The organism is Paraburkholderia sp. IMGN_8 (assembly GCF_038050405.1).
Classification (GTDB): Bacteria; Pseudomonadota; Gammaproteobacteria; order Burkholderiales; family Burkholderiaceae; genus Paraburkholderia.
In genome coordinates this window covers 1,349,582-1,375,274 of sequence record NZ_CP150901.1, presented here as the reverse complement: position 1 = coordinate 1,375,274, position 25,693 = coordinate 1,349,582, and the positions used below count along the sequence as shown (strand labels likewise).

Genomic DNA, 25,693 nt, shown 5'->3' with positions numbered 1-25,693 from the left:
CTTATACCTCTCCAGTCGAACGCTCAACACGCCCGATCACCAACGAATACGCCACGCTTATCAGCAGGGCAACCACAATCAGCAATGGCTCGACGACGGCACTCCATGGCACGCCTGGAACGACTGGCTCGGCAAAGACGTCCCGGCCAAAAGTAAACATGCCTATGAATGCTGAAAAGAGAATCACAATCACAGCCGCGAACACTGCTGAAATCCGATTTTTTTTGACTGAACGCACCACTCGTCTCCTAGGTCATTCTTGCGTGCCGCGGCACTTTCCGTGTTATGCGCAGGCGAGTTGCTGCAATTGCATAGTCAAGGTGCCGTACCGGACGGGATGGAAACGACATTCTGGAGGTCCCTACACGGCGGTGCAATTGAATGTTTTGCACATCGATTGTCAATTTTTTTCCGCTTCAGCAGTAGATCGATCACCGCGCAATCGCACTCAATCGACGATGCGCTCATCCCCGTGCAAGCCACCTTCCGATCGCGGATACCGGTGCGCTCGAAATCCGTGGTTCCCTGTCGCGGGATCCATGGTTCACGACTTTGGCCACAGCACCTCGCATAGGGAATAACATCCAGTCCGTAGGGGTTCCGTAACTCGTTGGAACAAGAGATCGCGTTAAGCACATGCAAGCATCAATATCAAGAGCGAAAAAGACTTCACCAGCAAAACTCTGCTACGTGCAGAGTAGGACACGTCAGGATAGTTTTGTTCGAACGCAGTTTCGTTACTCACTTGATCCTCCAATGGATGTCTGCTCCCCACCTCGATTAAGAATGTCAGGGTTGGCGAATCCATTATCTTCAAGCCAATAAAAAACTATTCTCTTAGTACATTGAAGTTATTTTCATTCCGGATAAAATCAGTCTCAATCGGGTTTACTCGGGAGTAAAGCGGAACACCGCGTCCTCGTTCCACCCTACATCTCCACCCGGGTTATCCGATGGCGTGACATATCCCTTGATAGAAACCGAAGGCGCGGCAAGGACTGCGTCTGCCAGACCAAAGTACTCAAGATATTGAGCGACCGGTGATAGCGCGAGCAGGTGTGCACTCATCTCCTGATAGAAATGGTTAGAGACTGGCACGCCCCAAGCCTCGCAGATCGAAACGGCATCGAGCCACCCTGTAACGCCGCCAATTTTCATCAGGTCCGGCATTGCAAGGTCAGAAGCGCGTCGCGAAATCATTGTCATCATGCCCTTCGCCCCCCACGAATTCTCTCCAAGTTGCAGAGGCGTCCTCAAGGCTGAAGCGATCTGCGCGTGTCCATCAAGATCATCACACGCCGTAGGCTCCTCAATCCAAGTGAGCCCCTCGCCGTCAAGTGCATGACCTCTGCGAATTGCCTCTGGGACACTCAGAGCCTGGTTGTAATCAACCATCAGATCGATATCCAGACCGATGACTCGCCGAACGTTCCGGATCACGTCAAGGTCTTCCTTCAGCGTGGGATAGCCGATCTTTATCTTGATCGCACGAAAGCCCACCTCAACGCTGCTTGCCGCGACGTCGAGCGCCCGCTCAAGCCCATCCATGCCAAAGCTCGCATAAGCCTTGATCGGCCTGGGCTCCCCACCGAGAAGACGCACCAGCGATTGTCCTGAGGCTCGCGCATGGGCATCCCACATTGCCATATCGAGTGCCGCAAGCGCCATGTCCATCAATCCGGGCGTTCCGAGCAACACAAAGCGACTACGGAGCTTCCTCATTATCGCTTTTGGAGCAAGTGGTTCGCCGATCAGCAACCGTGAGACATCCTCAAGAAGCCGTGTAACCGCGGGTAGCACAGTTGGTGTGTACGTAAAGATGTATGCGTGTCCCACACAGCCGCCTTCCGTTCCAATATCGACCAGCACCAAAGGCGCCGACGCCATCACGCCGCTGGCGGTTCGCAACGGCGGGTCCAGGGGGACCATCACCGGTCGGATCCGCACACTTGCTACTTCCGGCACGTTTGCCTTTTCGTTTGTCTCACTCCAATTAGAGATTTTCATGACGGACGCTCTGTCTAGGAATATTGAATCGGCTATTCTCAGGCGTCAGCGTTGTGACATGCACGCCCGGTCCGTTGATATTTTTTTGATGTAGCGTTGAAAATAATTGAATCGGGCGAGACCCGGCCGTACCATGAACCTCCGGCAAAGTGGGCCTCGTCGGCCGCGGTGCACGCCCATCCGCATTGATCGGATAATGATATGAGACGCTTTTCACGATTACCTCCTCTTCAATGCCTCGTTGCCTTCGAAGCTGTGGCTCGTCTTGGCTCCGGCGCGCTCGCGGCGGTCGAACTGTCAGTTACGCCCAGCGCAATCAGTCATCGGATCAAGCAGCTCGAAGAAAGCCTGGGAGTGAGCCTGTTCAAGCGCTCACTCAACGAGCTCACTTTGACCTCGGCAGGTCTTGAGTATCTGGATGTGGTCCGGGAGGCCCTGGAATCGCTGAGCCGCTACCCTACGCGAAGCGCCTCTGGAAACGACCAGGTTCAACTCCGTATTTCTTCGCCACCTACGTTTGCCCGGCAGATCATCGTTCCACGGCTCCAGTTTTTCCAGCAGCGGCAACCGGACGTTGAGGTCGTGTTGCAGCTGTCAGTACCCTTTGTTGGATTGACGGCGGACGACGCCGACCTGGAAATCCGATTCGGGAGCGGGAACTATCCGGGTCTAGAGGTAGCTGAACTGGTGAACGAACCCGTTTTCCCCGCGTGCAGTCCCGCTTACCTGGATCGGCACGGTCCATTTGATACACCGGCTGATCTCGCGCGAGCGAATCTGTTGAGGTGCCCGATCGAGCCGTGGCGCCCATGGTTCAAATCTGCGGGACTTGACCTGCCTGAACCGATCGTTGGCCCACAGTTCGTAGACGTAGGACTGATGGTCGAGGCCGCACTAAGTGGACAGGGGGTCGCACTGGCGCGGGAACTGATGGCGCAGTCATGGCTGGAGTGTGGCCTGCTTGTCAGGCTCTTCGAGATCGCCGCCAAAGGGCAGCACGCTTACTACGCAACCTGGTCTGCCGCCTCTCCGCAATTCAGCTACATTGAGTTGTTCATCACATGGCTGAAGTCGGAACTACGTACGACGCGATCTGCGGTGAGCGGTGAGTAAAACTTAAAAAGGTAGCTCGGCGCTTTCGACCGGTTGTTCAGAGTTCTCCTTATTATCGACTAAGTCCACGGGCGTCAACCGGCCATATTTCTTCCACTGTGGTCCCGCGAAAACAGATGTACTGGTCGTGCAGATTCGCGGTCGGGTCAACATGTCCCGGTGTCAGGTAGAGGCGACGCCGTTCTCCAGGAACTCAGTTCCGACGTCACAATAAGCACCTGATCCATCATCGCCAGCGCCATCTCACTCCAGAAGCGCTCTCTGGCGGCTCGTTTCGAAAGCGAATCGGCCCAGCGGACTACTGGCCCAATGCATCCTGAGCGGCTCGGGCAATTTCATCATCGTGTGCAGGCGAGTCTGCACTGATGCCAACAGCTCCGATAACATGCCCGTTCGCGATAAGAGGCCGCCCTCCCTGCATCATGTTGAATCCTGCTGTGATCGCCGCAGCACGCACTGTATTGACAGCCTGTTCAAGGTCCGACGTCGGGCGTTTGAACAGCAAGCGGTGCGAGCCTTTCCCGACGCTAGTTCTGGCGCAACAGTAGCCGACACCCCATCCATTCGCTCGACGAGGATCGGCCATCCTGCTTCGTCGACGACCGCAACTGCGCACGGCGATCCTTTTGATGCAGCATACTGCTCGGCAACAGTCACCACATTGCGAGCGGCTGCAAGGTCCAGTTGGGGACCGGAAGGGAGCGGTGCCGCCGCCCCCGCGGAGAGCGACTGCGATAAAGCGACAACTACACCAATCCTCGCATAACGACTTGCCAGATCCATTACTCAACTCCCTTCTCTATGGCCGCAAGTAACATCGCGCTCCAGAACACCTCCGTGTGAACGCTTGGCGCACCGGGAGACGACTAGCTCCAATTTTCGTGCAGCGCGCCGCCACGTGTCATTAACACCTACGCCCAGATTAATTCACACATTCTTGAATAACCCCTTGAACAGAGGATCATCTCAAGGAAAATTTGCTCTACGATCGCACCACTGCGCGGGACAGCTGTTTGTCTGGACGACCGGCCAGCATCCAGACAACGCACGCAACTACCAGCGCCAAAGCAGCTGCAACCATTAACGTGGCGGCAAATCCGCCCGCAAAACTGGCGGATGCACTGCTTTCGACCGCCACCCGAACCGCAGGCGCCAGTTGGGAAATCGCATGCGCCGTATCACCAGCCAGAAGATCAGATATGAACGTTCCACCAAGGTTGGCTCTGACTGCTCCTTCGCCCGCCATACTCTGATCAAGCAAAGTTTGCGTCCGCCAGGAAAGTACTGCCCCCAGTACACCAACCGAGGTTACGATTGCGGTAAACCGAGTTGTCGTGCTGATACCGGACGCCATGCCCGTACGGTGGGACGGTACGCACGCCATAATTGCCCTTTGCGTATCGCCGTTAAGTATTCCGGCACCCACTCCAGTCACGATCATACCGACCGCAACTAACCAATACTGCCTGCCTCCAGCAACCACCGCCGTCAGCAGATTGCCTACGCCAACCAGAGTAAGGCCGATCGACAGGACGGAAGCAATCGACAAACGCGCCGCGAGGCGCTTCCCGATACAGGGACCCACGATCATCGCCAGTGCAAAGGGAAGCATGCCCACGCCAGCACTCACTGCTGCCCAGCCGAACGCGTTCTGAAGATACAGCGGAAGAAACGTCATCATTACCTGTGCACATGCCGCATATCCGAACATGCCCAGAACGGCTGCCACAAATCTGGGCTGAGAAAACAGGGATAGATCGACCACGGCATGCACTCGTTTCCGTTCGACCTGTACAAAAGTGGCGAGCAACATCACGCACGCTGCAAATCGAAGCCCGGTCCGCACGCTGTCCCAGCCATCGTCCTGCGTACCGATGAGCGCCCATATCCCTAGCGCCAAGCCAAAGCCAAAGAGCGCACTACCTGCAAGATCAATGCGACCGGCATTCGGATTTCGCGACTCCACAATCGATCGGAGGGCACACACGACCAACACTGCGCAGACCGGAAGATTGAGCAAAAAAATCCACCGCCAGCCAATCCACTGTGTAATCACACCACCGACCAATGGTGCCACCGTCGTCGAGATCCCCATCGTCATTCCCCAGACGGCCCAGGCCCGGGCTCGCTCCTTTGTTCCGGGAAACGCGTTAGCGATGACTGCCAATGCCGCAGTAAGTAACATCGAGGCACCCACCCCCTTTATGGCTCTCGCCATGTTAAGAAACGACGCCGACGGAGCGAGCCCACATCCAAGGGAGGCCAGGGCAAATAGGACCAGCCCTCCGATCATCATTTTTTTTCGTCCGTAACGGTCTGCCAGCCCCCCCATCGGAAGCAGGCATGAAGCAAACGCGACCATGTATGCACTGACCACCCACTCCACATCAGCGAAACCCGCATGGAACGATCGTGCGATCGAAGGTAGTGACACTGCAACCACGTTTGTGTCCAGCGTGATCAGTCCACAGGTAGCGGAAGCCGTCGCGAGGAGAAACCAGGACGATGTGCCTGTGCCTTCTACTGGTGTTGCCTGCGGGAGCACACAGGAGACGACGGCGAGCCCATCAATACTTCCGGGCTCCCGTTCTCCTTGATTCAATCGAGTCATCTCATTACCATTGCATTAATTGATTAGTGAAAATGTTAGCGTTTCCTCCATTTCCAGTCGATATCAAAATTATTCAATAATATTCATCAAATCGCTAATACTGTGAAACTTGAACTACGCCACATCCGATGTTTCATCGCGGTTGCCAGGCACCTGCACTTTGCGCGGGCCGCTGACGAACTAGGCATTGCCCCACCTTCTCTCACCAAACAGATCCAGGAAGCAGAAAGGCTCCTGCAGGTCCGGCTTTTCCATCGAACCAAGCGCTCTGTCTCACTGACTGCAGCGGGCGAAGCCTACCTGCCGGAGGCAACCGCAGCACTCGCATCTCTCGAACGCGGGCGGGAACTGGCTGAGCTCGCCGAACGCGGCGAACTAGGTCGAATCCAGATCGGATACGTCGCATCCGCAGCCTTCGCAGGCATCATGCAAACGGCCATTAAGGGTTTCCGGCAATATCGACCAAAGGTTGATGTCGTGCTAATCGAGGCACCTATGGACCAGGTCCCATCCATGCTCGCCGATGGTGAACTCGACGTCGCATACGTACGACCGCCGATGAACTATCCCGAAGGAATCCACGCAGTAGGCCTGTACCGAGACGAGTTCGTCCTCGCCATTCCGGAGGATTCACTACTTGCCGGCCACCCAGCGATCGCGCCTCCCCAGTTGCGCGAAGCGTGCTTCGCCCTTCCAGAGCAGGATTTCGGTACCTTGGAGGTGGCTCGCCGTGGCCGCTTCAGACCCAAGCTGGGCCCGAGGCCGGGCCCACTAGCTGCCGTTCTCGCGTGTGTCTCGCTTGGAGATATGATTGCCGTTGTACCCCGTACTTTGTGTGATTGCGTCACACTTCCTGGTGTCATCTATCGCCCACTTGTGGGCAAGCCAATTGTCTCCGAGGTGGCTCTCGCATTCCGTCGTCATGAGCGCGCTCACGCCGTACGCGAGTTCCTCAAATATGTCGACGTTCTGCGCGGTTGAATACCCATAAAATGCAGCTTGATGCTTTACAACAGAGCTCCGAAGGTCTCTGTGCAGCCGAGTCCGGTTGCTACATCAGGCGCGACTAATCAATAGATTTCAGGGCAAGCGGACATTCAGTTGCCTCCCAGCGACCTCAATGTACGACCAAAGATAGCCGGCTGCGCTCATGCTGCGGGCGGAGTAACAGGAGTCGCCGCGGTCGCACGGGGAAACGCAACCGGTATCGGCCACCCGTCCCGGTTGACGCAAAAGCGAGCGATTGGCTAATCGCACTTCCGACGCGTTAAACAACTAGCTTCTTGCCGTGATATCACTTTTCTCCTCTGTGCTAACGAGCGCCAATGGCAATTAGAGGGGTTGCCGCAAATGCGCGTTCAGCCAGCCGCGAGCCTGGTCCATTAGCAGGAAAAGAAACGCGTGATTCTTTGGCGCATAGTCGGAGCACTGCGATTGCTGGCCTTGCGCGATGGTGCTATCGTCGCCGGCGGTGATTGTTCCCACCCACGAACTTTGACGAGAAAGAGCTGAACATGAGTGAGCTTAATACTGAAAGCGTTGAGGCAACGGATGCTCCAACGTTGCATGCGCTAATGCGCAACCGCTACGGAACGTCGTGGTTGCCAACGCCCAATGCGCCGGACACGCGCGTTAACGATGTGATCGAAACCCTCCTAAGTCACCGGTCGGTGCGAGCCTATTCGACCCAGCCACTGCCAGCCGATCTTCTTCAGACGGTCATGGCTGCGGCGCAGTCCGCGTCCAGTTCGTCGAACCTGCAGGCGTGGAGCGTGGTGGCAGTGCGCGACGCTGACCGCAAGAAGCGCCTTGCTGTTTACGCGGGCAACCAGAAGCATGTAGCGGCGGCGCCCTTGCTCCTGGTGTTTATTGCGGACCTGTCGCGCTTGCGCCGCGTCTCCGATGTTGCGGGGGCGAATACTCCTGGCCTCGACTACTTCGAAGCTTTCCTCGTTGCGGTGGCCGATGCGGCGTTCGCCGCGCAAAATGCGGTAGTGGCGCTCGAATCGCTAGGCTTGGGCTGCTGCTATATCGGCGGCATGCGCAACAAGCCGGAAGACGTCGCAAAGGAGCTGGGGTTGCCACCTGAAGCGTTCGCGGTGTTCGGACTGACCATCGGCTATCCAGATCCCGCAGTCAAGACCGACGTCAAGCCGCGCCTGCCTCAGCGCGTGATCATGCATCTCGAGCGCTATCAACAGGAATCCAGTGAAGCGCTGACGGACTACGACGCCACCATGAACGCGTTCCAGCGTCTGCAACGCATGGCTGAACTGGATTGGACTACGCAAGCCTCCCGCCGCGTGCGTGGTCCCGAGGCGCTATCGGGGCGTGATCGGCTTATGAGCGCGTTACGGACGCTCGGTTTCGGACTGAAGTAGATTGCAAAAATCAGGAAACGAACGGTCAAGGTTAGCAGGACGAGCAGCCCTGGATTCCTTGATCGGCGTCATCAATGAATCGGGGCGCGTAGTTCGATCGCTTGCGCTGAGTAAAAGCCGGGCGACTGCGCCACGAAAACGCTGCGGCCGACCTTAGCCTAGCATTTTGCTTCGGTTCTTGCCCCCCCTTCTCGGGGGAGGCAATGCTCTGCATCCGCCTGATTCGACCGTTACCCAACACGGACAGAGCTCACCTACATCACTCATCGAGACCGCGCTGGTTGAATCGGCTGGATCGTGTCACCCCCGTAAGCGCTTCCCATCCGACGAAGAGATCCGCGCTCTATTCTCAAAATACGACGCCTGTAGTCCACTACAGGTGGATTCTTATCTTATCGTATCGACATTGGTTCTGGCACTCGCTCTGGTGCGCTACTCGGCGCCGCCATGAACTCTTTCTCCCTTCGATGGTTCAGCGGCAGGCGCTCAATTAGGCGCTTTATGAAAGAGCGCTGAGCCGAGTCTCCAAGAATCGCAATTTGTCAGGATGCCCCGCCTGATTTCTTGTTTCGCGTGTGTAGCTCGAGGTATCTGTTTCAGCCTACTTCCTCGTAGGAAACAGATCCGGTCCAGCGGTGCGCACCTGAACTTGTAGCAAACCTACTTGCAAGTTCAGAAGAAGTAGCGAGCGGTGGCCGCACGTTTGATCTCATCAACCCCATCTCACCTACAAGGAACTTCGCCGGTATTGGATTGGGCTCCGCTGATAGAAAGTCATTTGCGATTGCAGCTTCGCATGCAAATTGACAAGCAGTTCTTGTGGACTGGCACTCAATTCCGGCAATTGTCGCGATGCGCCCATCCGCACGTTGGACAGCCGCGCGATACAAGGCACTGTGTTCCTCAATTGACAGGGTCTGTGCCTCGCCAATTGCAGATGCCACAACAACCGCTGTCGTCCCCGACCAAGCATGGAAATCGATCAGCTGATCAAACGCTTTGAAATCAACTGTATTGTCAATCTTAAACGGCGTTAGTAAGGCCACCATTGGACCGCAGAGATTAATCATAAAGTTCACTTATGCCAATCCTCCAATGGTCAGACACTTATCAACTCCAACGGTCAATAACCTTCGCCAGATGCTTTACACCCGTAACAATCTGCTCTGCAGTGGCGCTCGCAAACGACAAGCGAAGGCAGTCGTTGACTGAATCTGTTGTATAGAACGCGGCCCCGGGCATAAAGGCGACGCCAGACCGGATCGCATCTTCCAAGACCTTAGTTGTGTCAAGCCCCTCAAGCCGTCCCCAGAAAAAAAGTCCACCTTCTGGTCGAGCAAACTTGAAGGCACTTCCTTTCAGCTCGGTCCTGATTGCTTTACTCATTACGGCAGATTGAGCAACATAGAAGCGTCGCGCACGGCTCAATGCTGGCTCAAGTGAGCCTCCATTGAGATAATGAAACACCACCAATTGTGACAACATAGAAGTGTGGGTATCACATAGCTGCTTTGCGGTAGTTAGGTGCCCCATTAACCGTTGCGGTGCGGCCAGCCAGGCCACGCGCAAGCCTGGTGCCAATATCTTCGAAAGACTTGAGATATGAATCACCCAGTCGCGCTCCTCATCATCAGCAAGCGCGTAAAGCGAAGGCGGCGGCGGCTCATTAAAGTAGAGTTCACTGTGCGGGTCGTCTTCAACGACATAAAACCTGAACTCTTTCGCAAGCCAGAGGATTTCCTTCCGTCGCTTGAGGGAGGTGATTCGTCCAGTCGGATTCGAAAAACTAGGAATCAGGTAAAGCAACTTTGGACGGTGAAGTTCGGCTGTACGCCTCAGTTCGTCGACGTCAATGCCTTCCTCGTCCGTCACCACCGCTCTCAATTTCGCACCTTGAAACCGGAGCGTTAGCAATGCCCCCAAGCGGGTTGGTGCCTCAACGACTACGTTTTCACCCGGGTTGACGAGGATCCGGCAAACCAAGTCAATCGCTTGCTGCGAGCCTGACGTGACAAGCAGTCGCCCCCTCTCCGCGGGAATGCCTTTATCCCTCTCCCGTTGAACAAGAAGCTCTCTGAGCGGGTCATAGCCGGCTGTTGCTCCGTACCGGAATGCAACAGCCGCGGATTGCTTGACTGCCATGCTTGTCGCTTTGCTCAGCCCGTCGATATCAAGAGCTTCTTTCGACGGCAATCCACTAGCGAGGGAGACAATGTCAGGGCAATCAAGCAGACCAAAAAGCTCTCGGATAGGCGACGTCGCCACGCGCGACGCAGAACTCGAGAACTCGAATGAATCAGCCGACAAAACTTCTCCCCCTATCGTTAGCCGGACACAGACTTACCACTCGCTGGGTCGATTCTTCTGGTACGACGCCAGCATAGGGAAAACGACCTCACACCGACAGGAGCAGATGACAGACATTTCGCAACAGCAGAACCCTGTGACATCTCACCGGCCTAAAGGCCGGTGCTTCCAGCTTCGCAGCTCTCAACTTCCTGCTTCGTTGCACACTGCACGACGGTCATCTTGCGATGCCGGCGCGTCTTACACGCGCTCCACAGGCACATCGGACGTCCCGCCCTGTTCGGATTCTTTCGGAACGACACACGTTTCCTGGGCTTTGCCTCCGGCACGCCGTCGCGCAGCAGCTTGATACCGCGCCGTCGGATGGTGCATGCGGCATTCGTGTCCGCGTGCGCTGAGAACCCACAAATGTCACAGAGAAACCGGCCGCCTTGCCGGTTCTCCGGGCGAGTGCGCCCTCAGCGGGAGCACTCCTGGGAGGTGTGATGCGGCGCCACGACCAGCACCAGCTTGTTGCGTCGTTGCGCCTTGTATTCCGTGAAGTCTAGCGTGCGACCCCAGGTGCTCTGGAGAATGGCTTTATTCAACCCGGCCTTCTGGCTCCGGCCGTTTGGCAACCAGCGCCCGGCGGCATCCTGCCGCGCCTTCGGCGCACGCACCATGTTTCCTACCTTCACATTTCGTCCACGACCACATACTGGCGCGGCGCCAACAGCGGTGCCGCGACTGCTTCGAATCAAACTACATTCACAACGCCGCGACGCCGAGCACGCTCAGGCATATCCCTTCGACGTGTCCATCGCCGCCTTGCAGATGTGGCTACAGCATCTCGACACACGGGCCGGAATTTCGTCGCGCGACGCTGCCGGCCGCTTTTTCACGACCCCGTTGTGCAGGAAGCGATCGCCGGGCTGCCCCCTGGCGAACGCCGTGGTCGCTGGCGATCTCGACTGACCGCCTTCCTGATCTAACGGAACAGAACATTTGATGTGGATGACTCGCTAAGCAGCGAGTCGCATCGGTATGCGATCTCGAACATCGCGGCTGCGAAGTGGCTACTCTAGCAATACCAGTGGAGAGCTTATAGTTTTAAGAATCGATTTTCCATTGCGGCGAGGAATCGCAGATAAACCAGCGTAGCGCCTGCAAATGCGACGGTATGCCGCATTTGAATCTCCTCAGTCCGACCTAGACAGGGATGCCCGAACCAGGCTAACAATACGCCCGATTCCGACGTTGCTAGGCAACGACAATTCACGACGCAGCTACCTGTATCATTGGCGTCTTGGATATTTGTGCGATTCGCCGATAGACTGGTTTAGCACACTGCTCCGAACATAGATGGCCTGCAAGCCGATGCACATCGTACGAGTCCCGCCTTTGTCCGAACAAGCTTCACCATTGCGCAATGGATATCGCAAAGTGATCAGACGGATGGACGGTAACGCTGTATTTAAGGCGTCGCGGACCTCAATGGCGAAGCCAGCCAAAGATTACAAAAGCTGACGGCGGGCCCGCTGGGAAAGCCGTGGAGTCCCAACTACGCGCACGACCGAACAGCTCACGGGATACCCTGAAAATGAAGAATCGTTACGAGTTGCTTGCGAATGGGATGGCCAGCGAAATACGAGCGGGGCGAGTGCCCTCAGGCTCGCGAATGCCATCGCTACGCCAGATGATGGCGCAGCATGGAGTTAGTCAGGCGACCGTCTCACGCGCGTACTACTTGCTCGAGGAATGGGGTCTCATTCGCGCGCGCGAGCGGTCAGGATACTACGTCGCACGCGGCGCGAGCCTAGGTCTGGTAAGTAGTCAAAAGTCGAACGATGTCACTATTGAAGGAAAGGTGGACATCAGCACCTTGGTGTTTTCAGTGCTGGAGGCTGCACGACACCCCGGCATTGTTCCTTTAGGATCGGCATTTCCCTCCCCGCAATTGTTCCCTCTTGCGCGACTGGCGAAATCGCTTGGGCATGCTGTGCGCCTGGTCAATCCGTGGAGCACTGTCGTTGACCTGCCGCCCGGTAATGAGCACCTTCGACGGCAGATCGCACTTCGTTATATGGCAATGGGTATACCACAATCGGTTGACGATATTGTCATAACCAATGGTGCTCTCGAAGCACTCAATCTTTGCCTGATGGCGGTCACACGCCCGGGCGACGTCGTCGCGGTTGAATCCCCGGGGTTTTATGCCGCACTGCAGGCAATCGAGCGATTGGACCTTCGAGCAGTGGAGATACCTGTCAGCCCCGAAACAGGGCTCGATTTGAACGCGCTGGAAAACGCTTTGAACACGCATTCAGTGAAGGCATGCTGGTTCATGACCAGTTTCCAGAATCCGACCGGGACAAGCTTGTCGACCGCAAAAAAACAGGCTCTCGTTGAAATGTTGACGCGCTTCGATGTGCCCCTGATCGAGGACGACGTTTACGGAGAACTCCATTTCCAGCCCGAATACCCTATCCCCGCCAAGGGTTTCGATACTCAAGGACTGGTTATGCACTGCAGTTCATTCTCCAAGACTCTAGCACCTGGCTACAGAGTCGGCTGGGTCTCTGCCGGAAGGTATTCATCTACGGTACAAAATCTCAAGCTGATGACCACGCTGTCGGCCAGCATCCCGGCGCAAGCAGGCATCGCGGACTATTTGCAGCATGGTGGATACGACAAGCACCTTCGGAAGCTTCGAACCGCGCTCCGCAATCAGCTTGTCGACATGGACGGTGCACTGCGTCGATGGTTGCCGCCAGGCGTGCGATGGACGAAGCCAGAAGGAGGCTATTTCCTCTGGCTTGAACTCCCACATGAAGTCGATGCGATGGAACTGCATCGACAGGCAATCTCACAGGGCTTGAGCCTCGCCCCCGGTCCAATATTTTCTGCGAGCCACGGATACCGTCAGTGTATCCGAATCAACTTCGGCCATCCGCTCACTGCCAAGATTGAAGGATCTGTAAAGATCCTTGGCCAATTACTCGAAACCGCATCCGAGTCATAGTTAAAAGAGAAAACGGTCTCGTAACGTGCCGCCGCAGGACTTTTCTTATTCCGGCGCGAGCAACGAGCGCACGCCGGACACGCGCCATCTTCTTGACGTTCTCGCCGCCCTGAAGAACGGGGTATCTCGGCAGTTCATGACGAAGATAACCGGCTTGCTAGGCTCGCTACTGCTTTAGCGCCAGTTGGGTCCAACCCATTCACTGCTGGGTAATCGACCGTAACGTAAGCGTCCGTTCGAATCGACATCGAATAGTTTAAGCTCGCACCAAACTGATTGCAGTTGGATCGCCAATTCCGCCGTTGACCGAGCCACAACATCCCGCGATGTTCGCATCCATTCTCGGCAAGACGCCCGAGCCATGGGGCAAATTCAACCACTCACTGCTCCACCGGTAGTTTCAACAGATCATTCACCTGTCCGGCTTTTGCCAACCCGCGACATTACACGAGCAAATGCAGGGCCGACGACAGTTGCCGCTCGTTATAGCTTCCGGGCATAAGCTTCGAACGAAACGATTGTTGCTAAAGCACACAGGACAAGTAATCTTGAACGCTCCCTTGGGCTCGCCTTCAACATCCTGCAACTGAAAACCATGCTGATAAGTACTGATAAAGCTGCTGACTGGTTGCTCTCGAGTATAGAACTGCACAGCACGCTCTTTCACGTCGGGCAATACTGTGGCTCCTACCGAACTTCAACCGCGGGGCACCAACGGGCGAGCTTCCATATTGTTCTCGAAGGGGAATGTTGGCTTCATATTCCGTCGAAAAATGGACGCCCTCCCAGCAGCACACGCCTCGAAAAAGGGGACGCTGCAATTTTCCTTCATGACGTAGTTCATTGCCTGTCGCCCGACTCCCATGCACCCAGTACGGAGCACTTCTCCGTCGGAGCGGGCAGCATGACTCCATTGCAGGAGGACGACAATGGCGTCTTATTGTCTCAGGCCGGAAGTGTGGCACTCGCTTGCGGTTTCTTCGAGTTCAGATCCGATCTTGGGGAGTCACTGCAGTCACTCCTTCCAGAGCATATCGTTGCGCGGCATTCAGACGCCAGACTCGCCGGAGCACACGTTGTGTTCGAGCTTATCCGCGCAGAGGCGATTCGTACCGGTGACACTCCGTCGCCCGTAATCAATCGTCTTACCGATGTACTTTTCCTATATGCCTTACGTGCCGCCGCGAGTTCAGACGATTGCTCGCCCGGCCTTTGGACGGTGATGTGTCGTACAGAATATTCGCCGCTGGTCAACGCCATCATCGAAAAACCCGGAGCAGGATGGTCGACGAACTCAATGGCGGCGTTTTGTCACATGTCCCGAGCTCGTTTTTGCAAACATTTCACCGACGTTTGCGGACAGCCGCCTGCACAATTCCTTGCAATACTGCGAATGAAGGTCGCAGCGGAAATGCTTAGGCAAGGGGCAAGTACCATGCATGCGGCGGAGTACGTTGGATACCAATCGGAGTCGGCATTTGCGCAAGCATTCAAACGAGTGACAGGGCTACTACCCGGGGCATGTCGACGAGCGCGAATCCATTCGGTCTCTCGGAGATCGGCTACAGCTGGTGCACCTATGCATTGATCCGTTAGTACCGAGACGAATCCGCATAAATTGCAGACGGACGCGTATTGTTGTCACCAAGCGACGCGATAACAATGAGGCTTTATCTAGTGAGAAAGCCATGAGCCGCCTTAAACTGCACACGATCGACACCGCTCCCGAATCTAGCCGCCCTTATCTGGAAAAGTCGCTTGCAAACAACGGCTTCCTGCCAAATCTCGTCGCGTCACTCGCGAATGCGCCCACGGCACTCGAGACATATCTGAAGGTCGGAGAAATCAACGGACGCAGCGGATTGACACTGGCGGAGCGCGAGGTCGTTCAAATCACAGCAGCGGGCATTCATGGCTGCGGCTTCTGCGTTGCAGGTCATAGTGCTGTTGCTCTGAAAAAGGCGCAACTCCCCGAAAGTCTTGTTAGGGCCGTGCGAGACCAGCAACCGCTTCCCGATACTCGACTTGATGCAGTAGCTGTGTTCACTCGTGCGGTAATCGCAAAGCGCGGTAACGTATCAGACGAAGAACTGACCGCATTCCGCACAGCCGGGTTCTCCGATGCAAACGCGCTTGAAGTCATTCTGGGCGTAAGTCTTGCGACACTTTGCAACTTTGCAAACAATCTTTCCCAGAATGAATTGAATCCACAACTCGCGCCCTACCGCTGGGAGCCGAAGGCGGTCATTGCATGAGTACTCTCGCACCCGAGGCTCAGCATGACGAGATAGAGCATACCGAACTCTCGAACTGGCTTGACTCGCATGCTAATGCACTCGATCTTGATCAGTCTCGTGCGGGAGAAGTACTACCCGCACTCGCGCATGCAGATATCTTTCGTACCGGGGTGCCTATTGCGCTCGGTGGCTCAGGAGGCACGATTGCGACCGCCATTGAATCTGTCATTGGAGTCGCCCAACACTCCCTAACTGCGGCCTTCGTACTGTGGGGTCACCGAACATTCATCGAATACGTCGTACAGAGTTCAAACAGCAAGCTGCGCGACCGATGGCTGCCCCCACTGCTGGCTGGAGAAATCGCCGGTGCAAGTGGGTTGTCGAACGCAATGAAGTATCTGTCGAGCATCGAGTTGCTTCAGATGCGAGCGTCCCGAACTCCGACTGGCTGGTCGCTCAGTGGCAACCTGCCCTGGATCACAAACTTGCGTCGCGAGGGATTCCTTGCCGCCGCTGCGTTTGAGGATGCCGACGGAGCACCGGCGTCCATCTTCGCAATTCCACACAACGCGGACGGTGTTCAGCGCAGCGATGACCTCGAGCTCATCGGCATGAGAGCTAGCAACACGGCCGCACTTCGACTCGAAGGAACGACCCTCGACGACCAATACAGGATCACCGACGACGCACGAACCTTCCTGACGCAAGTGCGCCCCGCTTTTTTGGGACTTCAGTGCGGAATGTCTATCGGCCTGGCCCGGCGAGCGTTGGCTGCAGTTGCCGATGCAGGCGCGGGTTCGCGTACGGCAATCCAAGCCGAAGCCAACGATACTGCGACAAAACTCACTCGTGAAACCGGACAACTCCTGGTTGGCGTGACCGACGGTCACTATCTGCGGCACCCATCGCACCTGTTCGAACTCCGCATCGCGCTCGCCAACACCGTGAACTCCGCAGTGAGCCTGGAAGTACAAGCAGCTGGCGGACGAGGCTATTTGTGCAACCCGGGAGACACCGCGCGCCGCGTACGCGAGGCCTCATTCATTCCTATCGTTACACCGAGTCTTGTTCAATTGAAAACTCAACTGGAACTGTATAGGACAAGCCTGTAATGACAGGCGCGCGTATACGCACCGCTCGCGTCACGCCAAGTTATCCAACGCGAAGTGTGTTGCACGACATCGACCTGTCTGTCGAGCCAGGTGAACTCGTTGCCATTCTCGGTCCGAGCGGAGCAGGAAAATCGTCGCTTTTGCGGATCGTTGCGGGACTGGTCCAGCCTACAAGAGGTTTGGTTCAGGTTGACGATGAGGTCGTTTCCGGTCCCCGCGCTGATGTCGTATTTGCATTTCAGGACCCGTGTCTGCTGCCCTGGTTAACCGTGGAGCGCAACGTCGCGTTCGGTCTGAAATTTGCACGGCAGCCTCGTCTTTCTCGCTTAACCCGTCAGTCACGCGAAACGAACGCTCTTCGTGAAGTGGGCCTTGAGCATGTACGAACGTGGTCGCCTTCCCAGCTTTCTGGAGGAATGGCCCAACGCGTAGCGCTCGCACGCTGTCTCGCACGAGAGCCGCGGTCAATACTTCTTGACGAGCCATTTGGTGCCCTCGACGAAGTGACGCGCGGCGAAATGCAACAACTCCTGGTTAAGGTTGTACGGCATACCGGCTCCACCGCCATTTTGGTGACGCACGATATCGACGAGGCACTGCTCGTCGCCGATCGCATCCTGTTACTCGGGAATGACGGCACGATGGTTAACCAGTGGAACGTTGACGTACCCGAGCCGCGCGCGACACAGATCCAAGCCCTCGGCGAACTGCGCATTCAGATACTGAGGGCACTGCATAGCTCGATGTTTCGCGCCGCCTGATCCAACACGGGGAAAACTCAGATGTCCCAACTTCGAATGTCCCGCCGCGAATGCCTGAAACTCGCGTCCATGTTTACGGTCGCGGGGGCCGCGCCCTTGCTGGGCGCGCTCACTGCGAAAGCCGCCGCCGAACCTAATGCGCCTGTGCGCATCGGCTATCTGCCCATCACGGACGCGACGCCCTTGCTGGTCGCGCATAGCAATGGCTATTTCGAGGCGCCGGGTATCACTGCGGAAAAACCCGTGCTGTTGCGTAGCTGGGCGCAACTGGTCGAGGCATTCCTCTCGGGACAGGTAAACGTCATTCATCTGCTTTCTCCGATGACCATCTGGGCGCGCTACGGCAGTCAGGTGCCGGCGAAGGTCGTTGCCTGGAATCATGTGAACGGCTCCGCGCTGACCGTAGCGCCTGAGGTCCAGACAATCGCCGACCTAGGTGGCAAAAGCGTTGCCGTTCCTTTCTGGTATTCCATTCACAACGTCGTTCTGCAGGACATGCTCCGCGCGCGGGGACTGCAGCCGGTGCTGAAGAAAGCAGGACCGCTGACGGCGAAGGAAGTCAACCTGATCGTGATGGCGCCATCGGACATGCCCCCAGCGCTCGCATCGCGGCAGATTGCAGGGTATATCGTCGCCGAGCCCTTCAATGCGGCAGCGGAACAGTTGAATTTCGGAAAGATTCTCCGCTTTACGGGAGACGTGTGGCGCAATCACGCCTGCTGCGTCGTGTTTATGCATGAACAGGATCTGACACAGCGTCCCGAATGGTCGCAGAAAGTCGTCGACGCAATCGTCGAGGCGCAATTATGGACCCGCACTCACCCTCAGGATGCGGCAAAGCTGCTATCGAGGGAGGGACCAAATCATTACACGCCGCATGCTTCGCAACTGCTCGCGCGCGTGCTGGCACCGGCAACGGGAGACGAGAGCAGATATCTCGGTGACCGCGCCATCATGCACGCGGACTGGCACGCCAAACGCATCGACTTTCAGCCCTACCCGTATCCGGGCTACACCGAAGAACTGGTTCGTCACCTGAAGACCGCTCAGGTCGATGGCTCGAACCAGTTCCTCGGTAAGCTGGACCCCGCATTTGTCGCTCGTGATCTCGTCGATGACCGGTTCGTGAAGAAGAGCATTGAAAGAGCAGGCGGCATGGCGGCGTTCGGCCTGCCTGACGGCTTTGCGCGCAAGGAGACGATCGTTGTCTAGTGTTCTCCCTCGGAAAGTTCCACATACCCTTCCCACCTCCGCGTATCGTCACCGCTCACGCTTGTTCAGCGTGACGCTCGGCGGCTTTGGTCTTGCGGCCGCCGTCGCGCTTTGGTGGCTCGCCACTGCGCTGCTTTCAGGAAAGAACGCGATGGTTGCCCAGTTCACTCCTCTGCGCGCACTAGCGGCCCTGCCGACGTTGGTCGCGCAGGACCAGTTGTTCAGCCATATCGTCACCAGCCTCAAGCGCGTAACCATCGGACTGGGGTGGGCACTCGCCGTCGGCGTGCCGACAGGTTATGCGATCGGACGCGTTAAATGGCTTGAGCACGCGCTATCGCCAACGCTGCAGTTCCTGCGTATGGTGTCGCCGCTTTCCTGGATGCCGATTGCGGTTATGGCACTTGGCGTTGGAGACAATGCGGTTTACTTTCTGCTGGCGTTCGCCGCCGTCTGGCCTGTGATGATGAGCACGGCAGCGGGCGTCCACCAGATCGACCGGCGCTGGGTCGAATTGGGCAAGAGCCTTGCCGCGACGCGGGCGGAGATGTTGTGGCATATCTATGTACCCGGCATTGCACCTCACGTGCTCACAGGAGTGCGACTTGCGATCGGCATTCTGTGGATCGTACTCGTCCCTGCGGAGATGCTCGGCGTGAGCGGCGGGCTCGGGTATCTTATTCTCGATACACGCGACCGACTGGCTTACTCTGAGTTGACTGCCACCATCCTTGTAATTGGAGCACTTGGATTTACCCTTGACATTTTTGCCCGCATGGCGTATAGGCACTACCGCGGAACTTGACGCCTCGGTCAATGCTCTACGCGAGGCCGGCCGTTAGTTTGCAGGTACGGCCCTACCACGTGTTCCCTGGGTGCCGAGAAGAACGACCGCCGATCACAGCCAAACTCAGTGATTCAGAACACGCCAGCCTAGCATGGTCGAGGTTGCACTCGACCCCGAAGTCTTTGGATTGTCTCTGTGCAGGAATTCCTTCAATCGCGTGACATTGAGGGCGCGGCTATAGAAAAAACCTTGCCCTAACTCGGCGTGGCTCGCGCGTGCGATGTCGTGATGGGTCGCATTTTCAACGCCTTCGACAACCACCACCGCACCCAACTCATGTCCCATCTTCGTCAGCGCAGTGATCCTTGTCGATCGCTCGCAGTCGTCCAATGCGAGTACGTCCCTATCGATCTTCAACATTTCAAATGACATACCCACAGGCAGTTCAATTTCCGTTCGAACGCCTGACAAAGCAAAGCGCACACCTTTCTCGCGCACCTGTTTCATGACGAGGATAAGCCGGCTGCTAAATGCCTTGATGAGGGTCGAATCCATTTTCACAATCAGTGAAGGCATCCCGCCTTCGTCAGCGCGGTCGAGATCCTCCGTGAAGGAGCGGCTTGCGATATATTCGACGCTCGCGGTAAGGCTGAAATAGAGGGACTTCGACACGCCAATCTCACGCAACTCGTCGCTGGCCTGTTTAAATACGAAACGTGTCAACGGTCGAATCAAGCGGCTCTTTTCGATGAATGGCATGTAGTGCGCGGGCCCTAATCCGCCGTACTTCGCATGGTTCCATCTCAGTAGCACCTCAAGGCCGATGCACCTAGCCTCGCTTATTGCAATTACAGGCTGATATTCCAAACGAAATTCGCCCCGTCGCAATCCTACGCGCGCCGCACGCAACAACGAGCTGTCGTAACGCAGCCATCGACTCAAAAACCATCCAGCGGCTCCGAGCACAATTGCGAACAGGACCGACAACAGGACGAAACCAAACAGCCGTGTTGCCGTTTCAGGATCCAGGGTTACCGATGCGGGCGAGACCGGCTGGTCCACTATGCCCGGTGCGTGGGCCAGATGCGGTTCGCTCGCGTTGCGCGTTGCACCGTCAGATGGCGGCGACGCGACTTCGGTCTGCGAAGTTCCGCGCGTTCGGTCGAACCTCACTAATGCGGCTCTTGAATGCATCGAATTTGAAACCGTATCGCGCCGCTCGCCCGGTTGGGGAGCTCCGATAGTCCACGGCAACGCATGCAGCAACGTCGCAGACCGCGACGTCGAGCTCGCAATCGAATCTGAACCCTTGCTTAGCTTGTGGCTCCTATTGATCATCAAGACGCAAGCAGTAGACAAATTCGAGATCGGCCCCGCATTAGGTCCAATAAGGGTCGCCGGGATAAAGGAGACTATTCCGGCAAGCTCGCACTTCGTGTAAAAGCGAGGTTGAGTGGAACTGCCGAGTCTGATAGTTCCTGACTGCCACACATTGGCCGCAAGCGCAGCGTCACCTGACGAGACAACTCTTTCTGCCGCATTGGAATGCACAGACGAACTAACAACGGAAGCGACGAAGAACCCAGCAGTGAGGCGCGCCGTCACTCGAAAAGAGACAATCCGAATGTAGGACGTCATATCCAATGCTCTAAACGACAACGGTATTACCCTATTGCCACCAGACCTTGCGTTCAGATCCCGACGAGAAGATCGCATGCATCAGATGAGAGAGTTTGCCTAGCCAGCACTCTGCCAGCGAGATACGGAACGCAATAGCAGCAGTTAGAGAAAATTTGTGCGTATCAGATATCAGGACATTGACAGGTGCCACAGTAATGCTGCCCCTTTTCGAAGATCATGGGCCCTCGCACGCAACATAAGTTCCTGCGCCACATAACCCGCAAACGCATCGGCCTGCAACGTTCCGCTGAAGTCCTTCAGATGGGCTTGTGGATATCCGCCTGAAGTTGACCCGCCGAAACGGACACCTATCCTTTTGAGAAGGAGGTGCCGTGATGAGAAAGCATCGCACGCCGTACCCGGCGGAATTCCGCGCGCAAATGGTGGAGCTGGTGAAGGCGGGGCGCACGCCTGAGGAGCTTTCGCGCGAGTTCGAGCCCACCGCGCAGACGATCATCAATTGGGTGGCGCAAGCCGATCGTGACGCGGGAGTGCGTCAGGACGGGCTGACCACGGCCGAGCGGCAGGAACTCACGAGGCTGCGCCGCGAGAACCGGCAACTGAAGACGGAGCGCGATATTCTCTCTCACGCGGCCGCCTGGTTCGCCCGCGAGACCGGGGTCGTACCGCCGAAGGGTACGGATTCATGAAGGCGAACCGGGCCCGCTGGCCCATTGCCACGATGGCGCGGCTGCTGCAGGTCTCCACCGGCGGCTACTACGCGTAGCTGGTGCGTAAACCGTCGAAGCAGGCATGCAGTGACGCGCACCTGCTCGCACGCATCCGTACCTTGCATGCGAGTTCGCGTGGCACCTACGGGGCGCCGCGCATTCATGTGCAGCTCACGCGTGATGGTGTGCATGTGGGACGCAAGCGCGTGGCGCGCCTGATGCGTATGGCGGGTCTGTGTGGCGCAAGCCGGCGGCACTGGAAGGTCACCACGCGTCAACGCGCGGGAGCGCGGCGCGCGCCCGATCTGGTGCGCCGGCACTTCAGTGCCGAAGCGCGCAACGTATTGTGGGTGGCGGACGCCACCTACGTGCCGACCGGTGAAGGGTTCCTGTATCTGGCGGTGGTGCTTGACGTGTTCAGCCGGCGCATCGTCGGCTGGGCGATGTCCAGTCACTTGTACACGGAACTGATGCTGCGTGCACTGGACATGGCGTTGCTGCAGCGGCGCCCTGAAGGCGTGATCCATCATTCCGATCAAGGGTGCCAATATACCTCTATCGCCTTCGGACGACGCTGCCGCGAGGCGGGCGTGCAGCCCTCGATGGGTACCGCAGGAGACTGCTTCGATAACGCGATGTGTGAATCCGTTCTTCGGCACGCTTGAAGCGGAGTTGCTTACGCGCGAGCACTTCGACACCCTTGAGCAGGCCAGGCGCCGCCTCTTCTGGTTTCTGGAGAGCTGGTACAACGTACGCCGCCTGCATAGCAGCCTGGGCTACCGTTCACCGCTCGAATTCGAAGACCTGAACCCGACAAACCAGACAGTGTCGCCTTGCGGGTTGCCCACCGGCGGGCAGCGTCATGGTCGTGAGAAGCGACTCTTCCGGCGAGAAGTCCTTGAACAACCCGTGCCCGCCCTATCCATTGGCAGGCGGCTGAAGGAGACAGGGCGATGTAAACAGACATTGGCAAGGATGATCGGCGGGCACTCGATTCTGAATCGCTTTGCGATAGGATCCTCACTGATCGGGACATTCACCGTATCTCGCCGCGAAAGAAGGTTACATGGCGCTCCCGAACGAACTGCTCCTGAAAGTCACACTTGAGGACTCAGCCTTGTGTGGCTGTCCCGACTGTGGGAGAACTGAAATTCAGTCGGTATTGCCGCGGCGACACGCCGAAACGGCGCTTAAAAACGTGGCGCATGTTGTGTGCGTCGCCGAAACCGCATTCATAGGCAATGCGCTTGATGGGCGTGGTGCCGTCTTCCAGCATGACGCGCGCCGCATCGACGCGGGCGCTCTCAACAAAACCGGCTGGCGTCAGTTTGGTGTCACGGACAAAGATGCGCGAGAAATTGCGCGGGCTCATGTTCGCCACCCTAGCCAGCACGGCCACGCTAAGGTCCTTGCCCAGATGGCCCAGGACGTACTGCTGCACGTGGGCAACCGGTGAGGTTGGTTCCACGTACGGCGTCAGGTAGGGGCTGAACTGCGACTGACCGCCACCGCGCTGCACAAACATCACGAGGCGCTTTGCCACATTTAGGGCTACCTCGGCACCGTGGTCCTGCGCCAGAAGGTACAGCGACAGATCGATGCCTGCAGTCACCCCGGCGGACGTATAAAGTGACCCGTGCTGGATATACAGGCGGTCCACTTCCAACCGCGCCGACGGGCAGAGTTCGGCGAGCGCGGGGGCGTCGTTCCAATGGGTCGTGACAGTGCGATCGCCAATCAGGCCGGCGCGGGCCAGGATGAAAGTGCCGTTGCATATCGAGCCGAACCGGCGCGACCGCAGCACTGCCGAGCGCAGCCAAGCGTGAAGATCCTCGCCAAGATCCTGATGGACAAGTGGCGGACCACCTGCCACCAACAGAAGGTCATATTGTCCCGTTGCCTCGCGAAATACACACTGTGCCTGGATCAGCAGACCGTTAGAGCAGGCCAGCAAGCCGGCTTCGGAACCGACAACTTCTAGCTGATAGCGATCGTCCGCCGGCAGAAATCGGTTTGCTTCTGCAAAGACGTCCATGGGACCACTCACATCCAGCGACTGGACACCGGGAAACACAAGCAGGCAGACGATTCGGGTCATGGCACGAACGGGGAGGACGGTAATAAGCCGGAAGCCGGCGTTGCTCGAAATGCGCGTTGAAACGATAACCGCACGAAGAAATTACCACGCCTGTAGTGGCAGGAAAATTCCCTTTAATGTCCGTGAAGCCCCCTCCGAACACCCACTCTTCCCTGTTGGCCCGACTTCACCGCATCCTGGCTGGAATTTGACGGCCATTTGACGACAACGCTCCTCGTGTCATTCCCATAATTCACTCTATTGCCCCGGCTGGATCGCAGGATCCTTAACAGACAGGAGATTCTCGGAATGATGAATACAATTGTACAAACGGCCGAACGCGTTGGCCCTGGCTTTTCGGTGGACGGCATGTTGCTAGCTCGCCAGCGGACTCGACAGGCAATCAGCGACATCGCGCGTCGTGTCCAGCCCGGCATGGTAGAGGAAGATGCTGTCGCCATGGCAAAAGAGCTTTTGATTCAGTCGGGAATGAAGTTGAGCTGGCACCCCACACGCGTTCGCTTCGGCGTCAACACGATCAAGCCGATGAAGCAGGCATCCGTCGCAGGCGTGGTATTACAGGAGAACGACATCTTCTTCCTGGACATCGCGCCCCGGGTCGACGCCTGGGAAGGCGACGGTGGTGCCTCCTTCATCGTGGGATATCAGCCCGAATACAAAAAGTGCGCGCGCGATGCCGAAACCTTGTTCCACGACGTACGCAACGTCTGGGAAAAGGAGCGGCTCACAGGCCTGGAGCTTTACGCTTATGCGGATAAGGTCGCCCAGTCCATGGGTTGGGAACTCAACTTTGACCTGCCGGGCCATCGGGTATCGGAGTTTCCTCATGCAGCCATCCACACCGGTTCGCTTGCGGAGTTTGAGATGACGCCTTCGGCCGTACGCTGGATTCTCGAGATCCACCTGCGCGATCCGCAGAAACGGTTCGGGGCCTTCTTCGAAGACATGCTGCTGGCCGACGAGTACTACTCTTGTTGAGAATTCGGGAAATGGTTGACAACCAGATCATCCTGAACCGCCGAGATACCCCGTCCTTCAGGGCGGGGAGGACGTCAACCCCTTGAGCGTTGTGCCGACGAATGGCCTGCCGGGAGGGATGGATGCGAAGAAAGCGAGATCTGGTACCTGTTGCGGCGAGTCCGGGCGCGAGGAACATCCTCGCGCCGGATTTAATCGCAACAGCTACCGCGGCGCCCGCGGTAGGTTAAGCCTGTGGAGCGGACGTAAGACCTGACAGGGTTTCCCTGAAAGGCAGACTGCTGTGAAACAGGAACCTGACTCTGCGAAGGTCAGGAATCACCGTCCTTCAGGGCGGGGAGAACGTCAATTACCAACTCATTTTCTGCCGGACTGTTGGTAATGGGCCTCTATCTGATTGGCGCAAGCGCGTTCGTGATAATGATCAAGGGAGCAGCTAGACCACGGCATCAGTGTGATACTACGGCGGAACCCAATATAAGCCTTACCTGAGCCCGGGACAGCGCTCACTCGGCGCGTTATTGCTCGGCACCGCCTTGACTGGGGTCGGACAGGGCATCAGCTTCCGCGCCGGGTTGGGCGAGATCGCGTCGGCGGCGCCTGCGCACCGGCTAGCGGAAGTCATGTCCAGTTTTCGTCGTGCTTTATGTGGCGATCTCACTACCCGTGATCGGTCTCGGTATCGCAGTGCAGATCGCTGACATTCAGCGCGCGACGTTGCTCTTTGTTGGCTTGAC

Annotated in this window: 19 protein-coding genes and 2 pseudogenes; 12 read left to right on the top strand and 9 right to left on the bottom strand. The window is 57.1% G+C overall.

The features are described 5' to 3' along the window. Position 1: 1 nt before the first annotated feature. Positions 2-238 carry a DUF485 domain-containing protein gene (locus WN982_RS27455; RefSeq protein WP_341318737.1) on the bottom strand — a complete coding sequence of 79 codons (237 nt, stop codon included), beginning with the start codon at positions 236-238 and terminating at the stop codon, positions 2-4. A 650-nt stretch (positions 239-888) separates the two neighbouring features. Beyond that, on the bottom strand, positions 889-2,007 hold the full coding sequence (locus tag WN982_RS27450) for an enolase C-terminal domain-like protein (RefSeq protein ID WP_341318736.1): 1,119 nt from the start codon (positions 2,005-2,007) through the stop codon (positions 889-891). 201 nt (positions 2,008-2,208) lie between these two features. Here WN982_RS27450 and WN982_RS27445 point away from each other — a divergent pair, with 201 nt between their 5' ends. Beyond that, positions 2,209-3,120: a LysR substrate-binding domain-containing protein gene (locus WN982_RS27445; RefSeq protein WP_341318735.1), complete on the top strand. Its 912-nt coding sequence runs from the start codon at positions 2,209-2,211 to the stop codon at positions 3,118-3,120. Positions 3,121-3,418: 298 nt separating this feature from the next. Here the strand turns inward: WN982_RS27445 and WN982_RS27440 are convergent. Both WN982_RS27440 and WN982_RS27435 read right to left on the bottom strand, forming a co-directional pair. Beyond that, positions 3,419-3,903 (bottom strand): annotated as a pseudogene (locus tag WN982_RS27440) (heme-binding protein). A 199-nt stretch (positions 3,904-4,102) separates the two neighbouring features. Beyond that, the gene (locus tag WN982_RS27435) at positions 4,103-5,665 is read right to left on the bottom strand and encodes an MFS transporter (RefSeq protein ID WP_341319438.1); all 1,563 of its coding nucleotides are present in this window, start codon (positions 5,663-5,665) and stop codon (positions 4,103-4,105) included. Positions 5,666-5,833: 168 nt separating this feature from the next. On the opposite strand from WN982_RS27435, the gene WN982_RS27430 reads away from it, so the two are divergent. Together WN982_RS27430 and WN982_RS27425 are read left to right on the top strand one after the other, a co-directional pair. Beyond that, a complete protein-coding gene (locus tag WN982_RS27430) occupies positions 5,834-6,712 on the top strand; it encodes a LysR family transcriptional regulator (RefSeq protein ID WP_341318734.1) in 879 nt (292 codons plus the stop codon). Positions 6,713-7,245: 533 nt separating this feature from the next. Continuing rightward, on the top strand, positions 7,246-8,112 hold the full coding sequence (locus WN982_RS27425; protein ID WP_341318733.1) for an NADPH-dependent oxidoreductase: 867 nt from the start codon (positions 7,246-7,248) through the stop codon (positions 8,110-8,112). A 596-nt stretch (positions 8,113-8,708) separates the two neighbouring features. Here the strand turns inward: WN982_RS27425 and WN982_RS27420 are convergent. The 3 genes from WN982_RS27420 to WN982_RS27410 form a co-directional block, all read right to left on the bottom strand. After that, the gene (locus WN982_RS27420; protein WP_341319437.1) at positions 8,709-9,182 is read right to left on the bottom strand and encodes a dihydrodipicolinate synthase family protein; all 474 of its coding nucleotides are present in this window, start codon (positions 9,180-9,182) and stop codon (positions 8,709-8,711) included. A gap of 40 nt (positions 9,183-9,222) precedes the next feature. Then, positions 9,223-10,419, bottom strand: coding sequence for a PLP-dependent aminotransferase family protein (locus WN982_RS27415; protein ID WP_341318732.1), 1,197 nt, complete (start codon positions 10,417-10,419; stop codon positions 9,223-9,225). A 458-nt stretch (positions 10,420-10,877) separates the two neighbouring features. After that, a complete protein-coding gene (locus WN982_RS27410) occupies positions 10,878-11,081 on the bottom strand; it encodes a hypothetical protein (RefSeq protein ID WP_341318731.1) in 204 nt (67 codons plus the stop codon). A 917-nt stretch (positions 11,082-11,998) separates the two neighbouring features. Here WN982_RS27410 and WN982_RS27405 point away from each other — a divergent pair. The 7 genes from WN982_RS27405 to WN982_RS27375 all read left to right on the top strand — a co-directional run bounded on the left by WN982_RS27405 (position 11,999) and on the right by WN982_RS27375 (position 19,547). After that, positions 11,999-13,420, top strand: a complete 1,422-nt coding sequence (locus tag WN982_RS27405) for a PLP-dependent aminotransferase family protein (RefSeq protein ID WP_341318730.1) — start codon at positions 11,999-12,001, stop codon at positions 13,418-13,420. Positions 13,421-14,015: 595 nt separating this feature from the next. Next, the gene (locus WN982_RS27400; RefSeq protein ID WP_341318729.1) at positions 14,016-15,008 is read left to right on the top strand and encodes an AraC family transcriptional regulator; all 993 of its coding nucleotides are present in this window, start codon (positions 14,016-14,018) and stop codon (positions 15,006-15,008) included. Positions 15,009-15,108: 100 nt separating this feature from the next. Beyond that, positions 15,109-15,675, top strand: a complete 567-nt coding sequence (locus WN982_RS27395; RefSeq protein WP_341318728.1) for a carboxymuconolactone decarboxylase family protein — start codon at positions 15,109-15,111, stop codon at positions 15,673-15,675. Beyond that, positions 15,672-16,769 (top strand): acyl-CoA dehydrogenase family protein, encoded by a 1,098-nt coding sequence (locus WN982_RS27390; RefSeq protein WP_341318727.1) that lies wholly within the window; start codon positions 15,672-15,674, stop codon positions 16,767-16,769. Before WN982_RS27395 ends, WN982_RS27390 begins: the two co-directional genes overlap by 4 nt. A 56-nt stretch (positions 16,770-16,825) precedes the next feature. After that, positions 16,826-17,530, top strand: coding sequence for an ABC transporter ATP-binding protein (locus WN982_RS27385; RefSeq protein ID WP_341318726.1), 705 nt, complete (start codon positions 16,826-16,828; stop codon positions 17,528-17,530). A gap of 21 nt (positions 17,531-17,551) precedes the next feature. After that, positions 17,552-18,742 carry an ABC transporter substrate-binding protein gene (locus WN982_RS27380; RefSeq protein WP_341318725.1) on the top strand — a complete coding sequence of 397 codons (1,191 nt, stop codon included), beginning with the start codon at positions 17,552-17,554 and terminating at the stop codon, positions 18,740-18,742. Positions 18,743-18,803: 61 nt separating this feature from the next. After that, the gene (locus WN982_RS27375; protein ID WP_341318724.1) at positions 18,804-19,547 is read left to right on the top strand and encodes an ABC transporter permease; all 744 of its coding nucleotides are present in this window, start codon (positions 18,804-18,806) and stop codon (positions 19,545-19,547) included. Between the two features lie 105 nt (positions 19,548-19,652). Here WN982_RS27375 and WN982_RS27370 read toward each other — a convergent pair whose 3' ends face one another. Beyond that, positions 19,653-21,167, bottom strand: a complete 1,515-nt coding sequence (locus tag WN982_RS27370; protein ID WP_341318723.1) for an EAL domain-containing protein — start codon at positions 21,165-21,167, stop codon at positions 19,653-19,655. A 377-nt stretch (positions 21,168-21,544) separates the two neighbouring features. On the opposite strand from WN982_RS27370, the pseudogene WN982_RS27365 reads away from it, so the two are divergent. Beyond that, positions 21,545-22,681: pseudogene (locus WN982_RS27365) on the top strand (IS3 family transposase); the annotation flags it as partial. A 310-nt stretch (positions 22,682-22,991) separates the two neighbouring features. Here the strand turns inward: WN982_RS27365 and WN982_RS27360 are convergent. Further along, positions 22,992-23,978: a helix-turn-helix domain-containing protein gene (locus tag WN982_RS27360; protein ID WP_341318722.1), complete on the bottom strand. Its 987-nt coding sequence runs from the start codon at positions 23,976-23,978 to the stop codon at positions 22,992-22,994. 288 nt (positions 23,979-24,266) lie between these two features. On the opposite strand from WN982_RS27360, the gene WN982_RS27355 reads away from it, so the two are divergent. Then, the gene (locus WN982_RS27355) at positions 24,267-24,956 is read left to right on the top strand and encodes a M24 family metallopeptidase (protein WP_341318721.1); all 690 of its coding nucleotides are present in this window, start codon (positions 24,267-24,269) and stop codon (positions 24,954-24,956) included. Positions 24,957-25,693 lie beyond the last annotated feature (737 nt).

Bases quoted from the DNA above. Each gene is read 5' to 3' on its own strand.
- WN982_RS27360 (WP_341318722.1), bottom strand. From the start codon at position 23,978: ATGACCCGAATCGTCTGCCTGCTTGTGTTTCCCGGTGTCCAGTCGCTG.
- WN982_RS27450 (WP_341318736.1), bottom strand. From the start codon at position 2,007: ATGAAAATCTCTAATTGGAGTGAGACAAACGAAAAGGCAAACGTGCCG.
- WN982_RS27425 (WP_341318733.1), top strand. From the start codon at position 7,246: ATGAGTGAGCTTAATACTGAAAGCGTTGAGGCAACGGATGCTCCAACG.
- WN982_RS27420 (WP_341319437.1), bottom strand. From the start codon at position 9,182: ATGATTAATCTCTGCGGTCCAATGGTGGCCTTACTAACGCCGTTTAAG.
- WN982_RS27445 (WP_341318735.1), top strand. From the start codon at position 2,209: ATGAGACGCTTTTCACGATTACCTCCTCTTCAATGCCTCGTTGCCTTC.
- WN982_RS27380 (WP_341318725.1), top strand. From the start codon at position 17,552: ATGTCCCAACTTCGAATGTCCCGCCGCGAATGCCTGAAACTCGCGTCC.
- WN982_RS27370 (WP_341318723.1), bottom strand. From the start codon at position 21,167: ATGACGTCCTACATTCGGATTGTCTCTTTTCGAGTGACGGCGCGCCTC.
- WN982_RS27405 (WP_341318730.1), top strand. From the start codon at position 11,999: ATGAAGAATCGTTACGAGTTGCTTGCGAATGGGATGGCCAGCGAAATA.
- WN982_RS27395 (WP_341318728.1), top strand. From the start codon at position 15,109: ATGAGCCGCCTTAAACTGCACACGATCGACACCGCTCCCGAATCTAGC.
- WN982_RS27400 (WP_341318729.1), top strand. From the start codon at position 14,016: ATGCTGATAAGTACTGATAAAGCTGCTGACTGGTTGCTCTCGAGTATA.
- WN982_RS27390 (WP_341318727.1), top strand. From the start codon at position 15,672: ATGAGTACTCTCGCACCCGAGGCTCAGCATGACGAGATAGAGCATACC.
- WN982_RS27355 (WP_341318721.1), top strand. From the start codon at position 24,267: ATGATGAATACAATTGTACAAACGGCCGAACGCGTTGGCCCTGGCTTT.
- WN982_RS27410 (WP_341318731.1), bottom strand. From the start codon at position 11,081: ATGGTGCGTGCGCCGAAGGCGCGGCAGGATGCCGCCGGGCGCTGGTTG.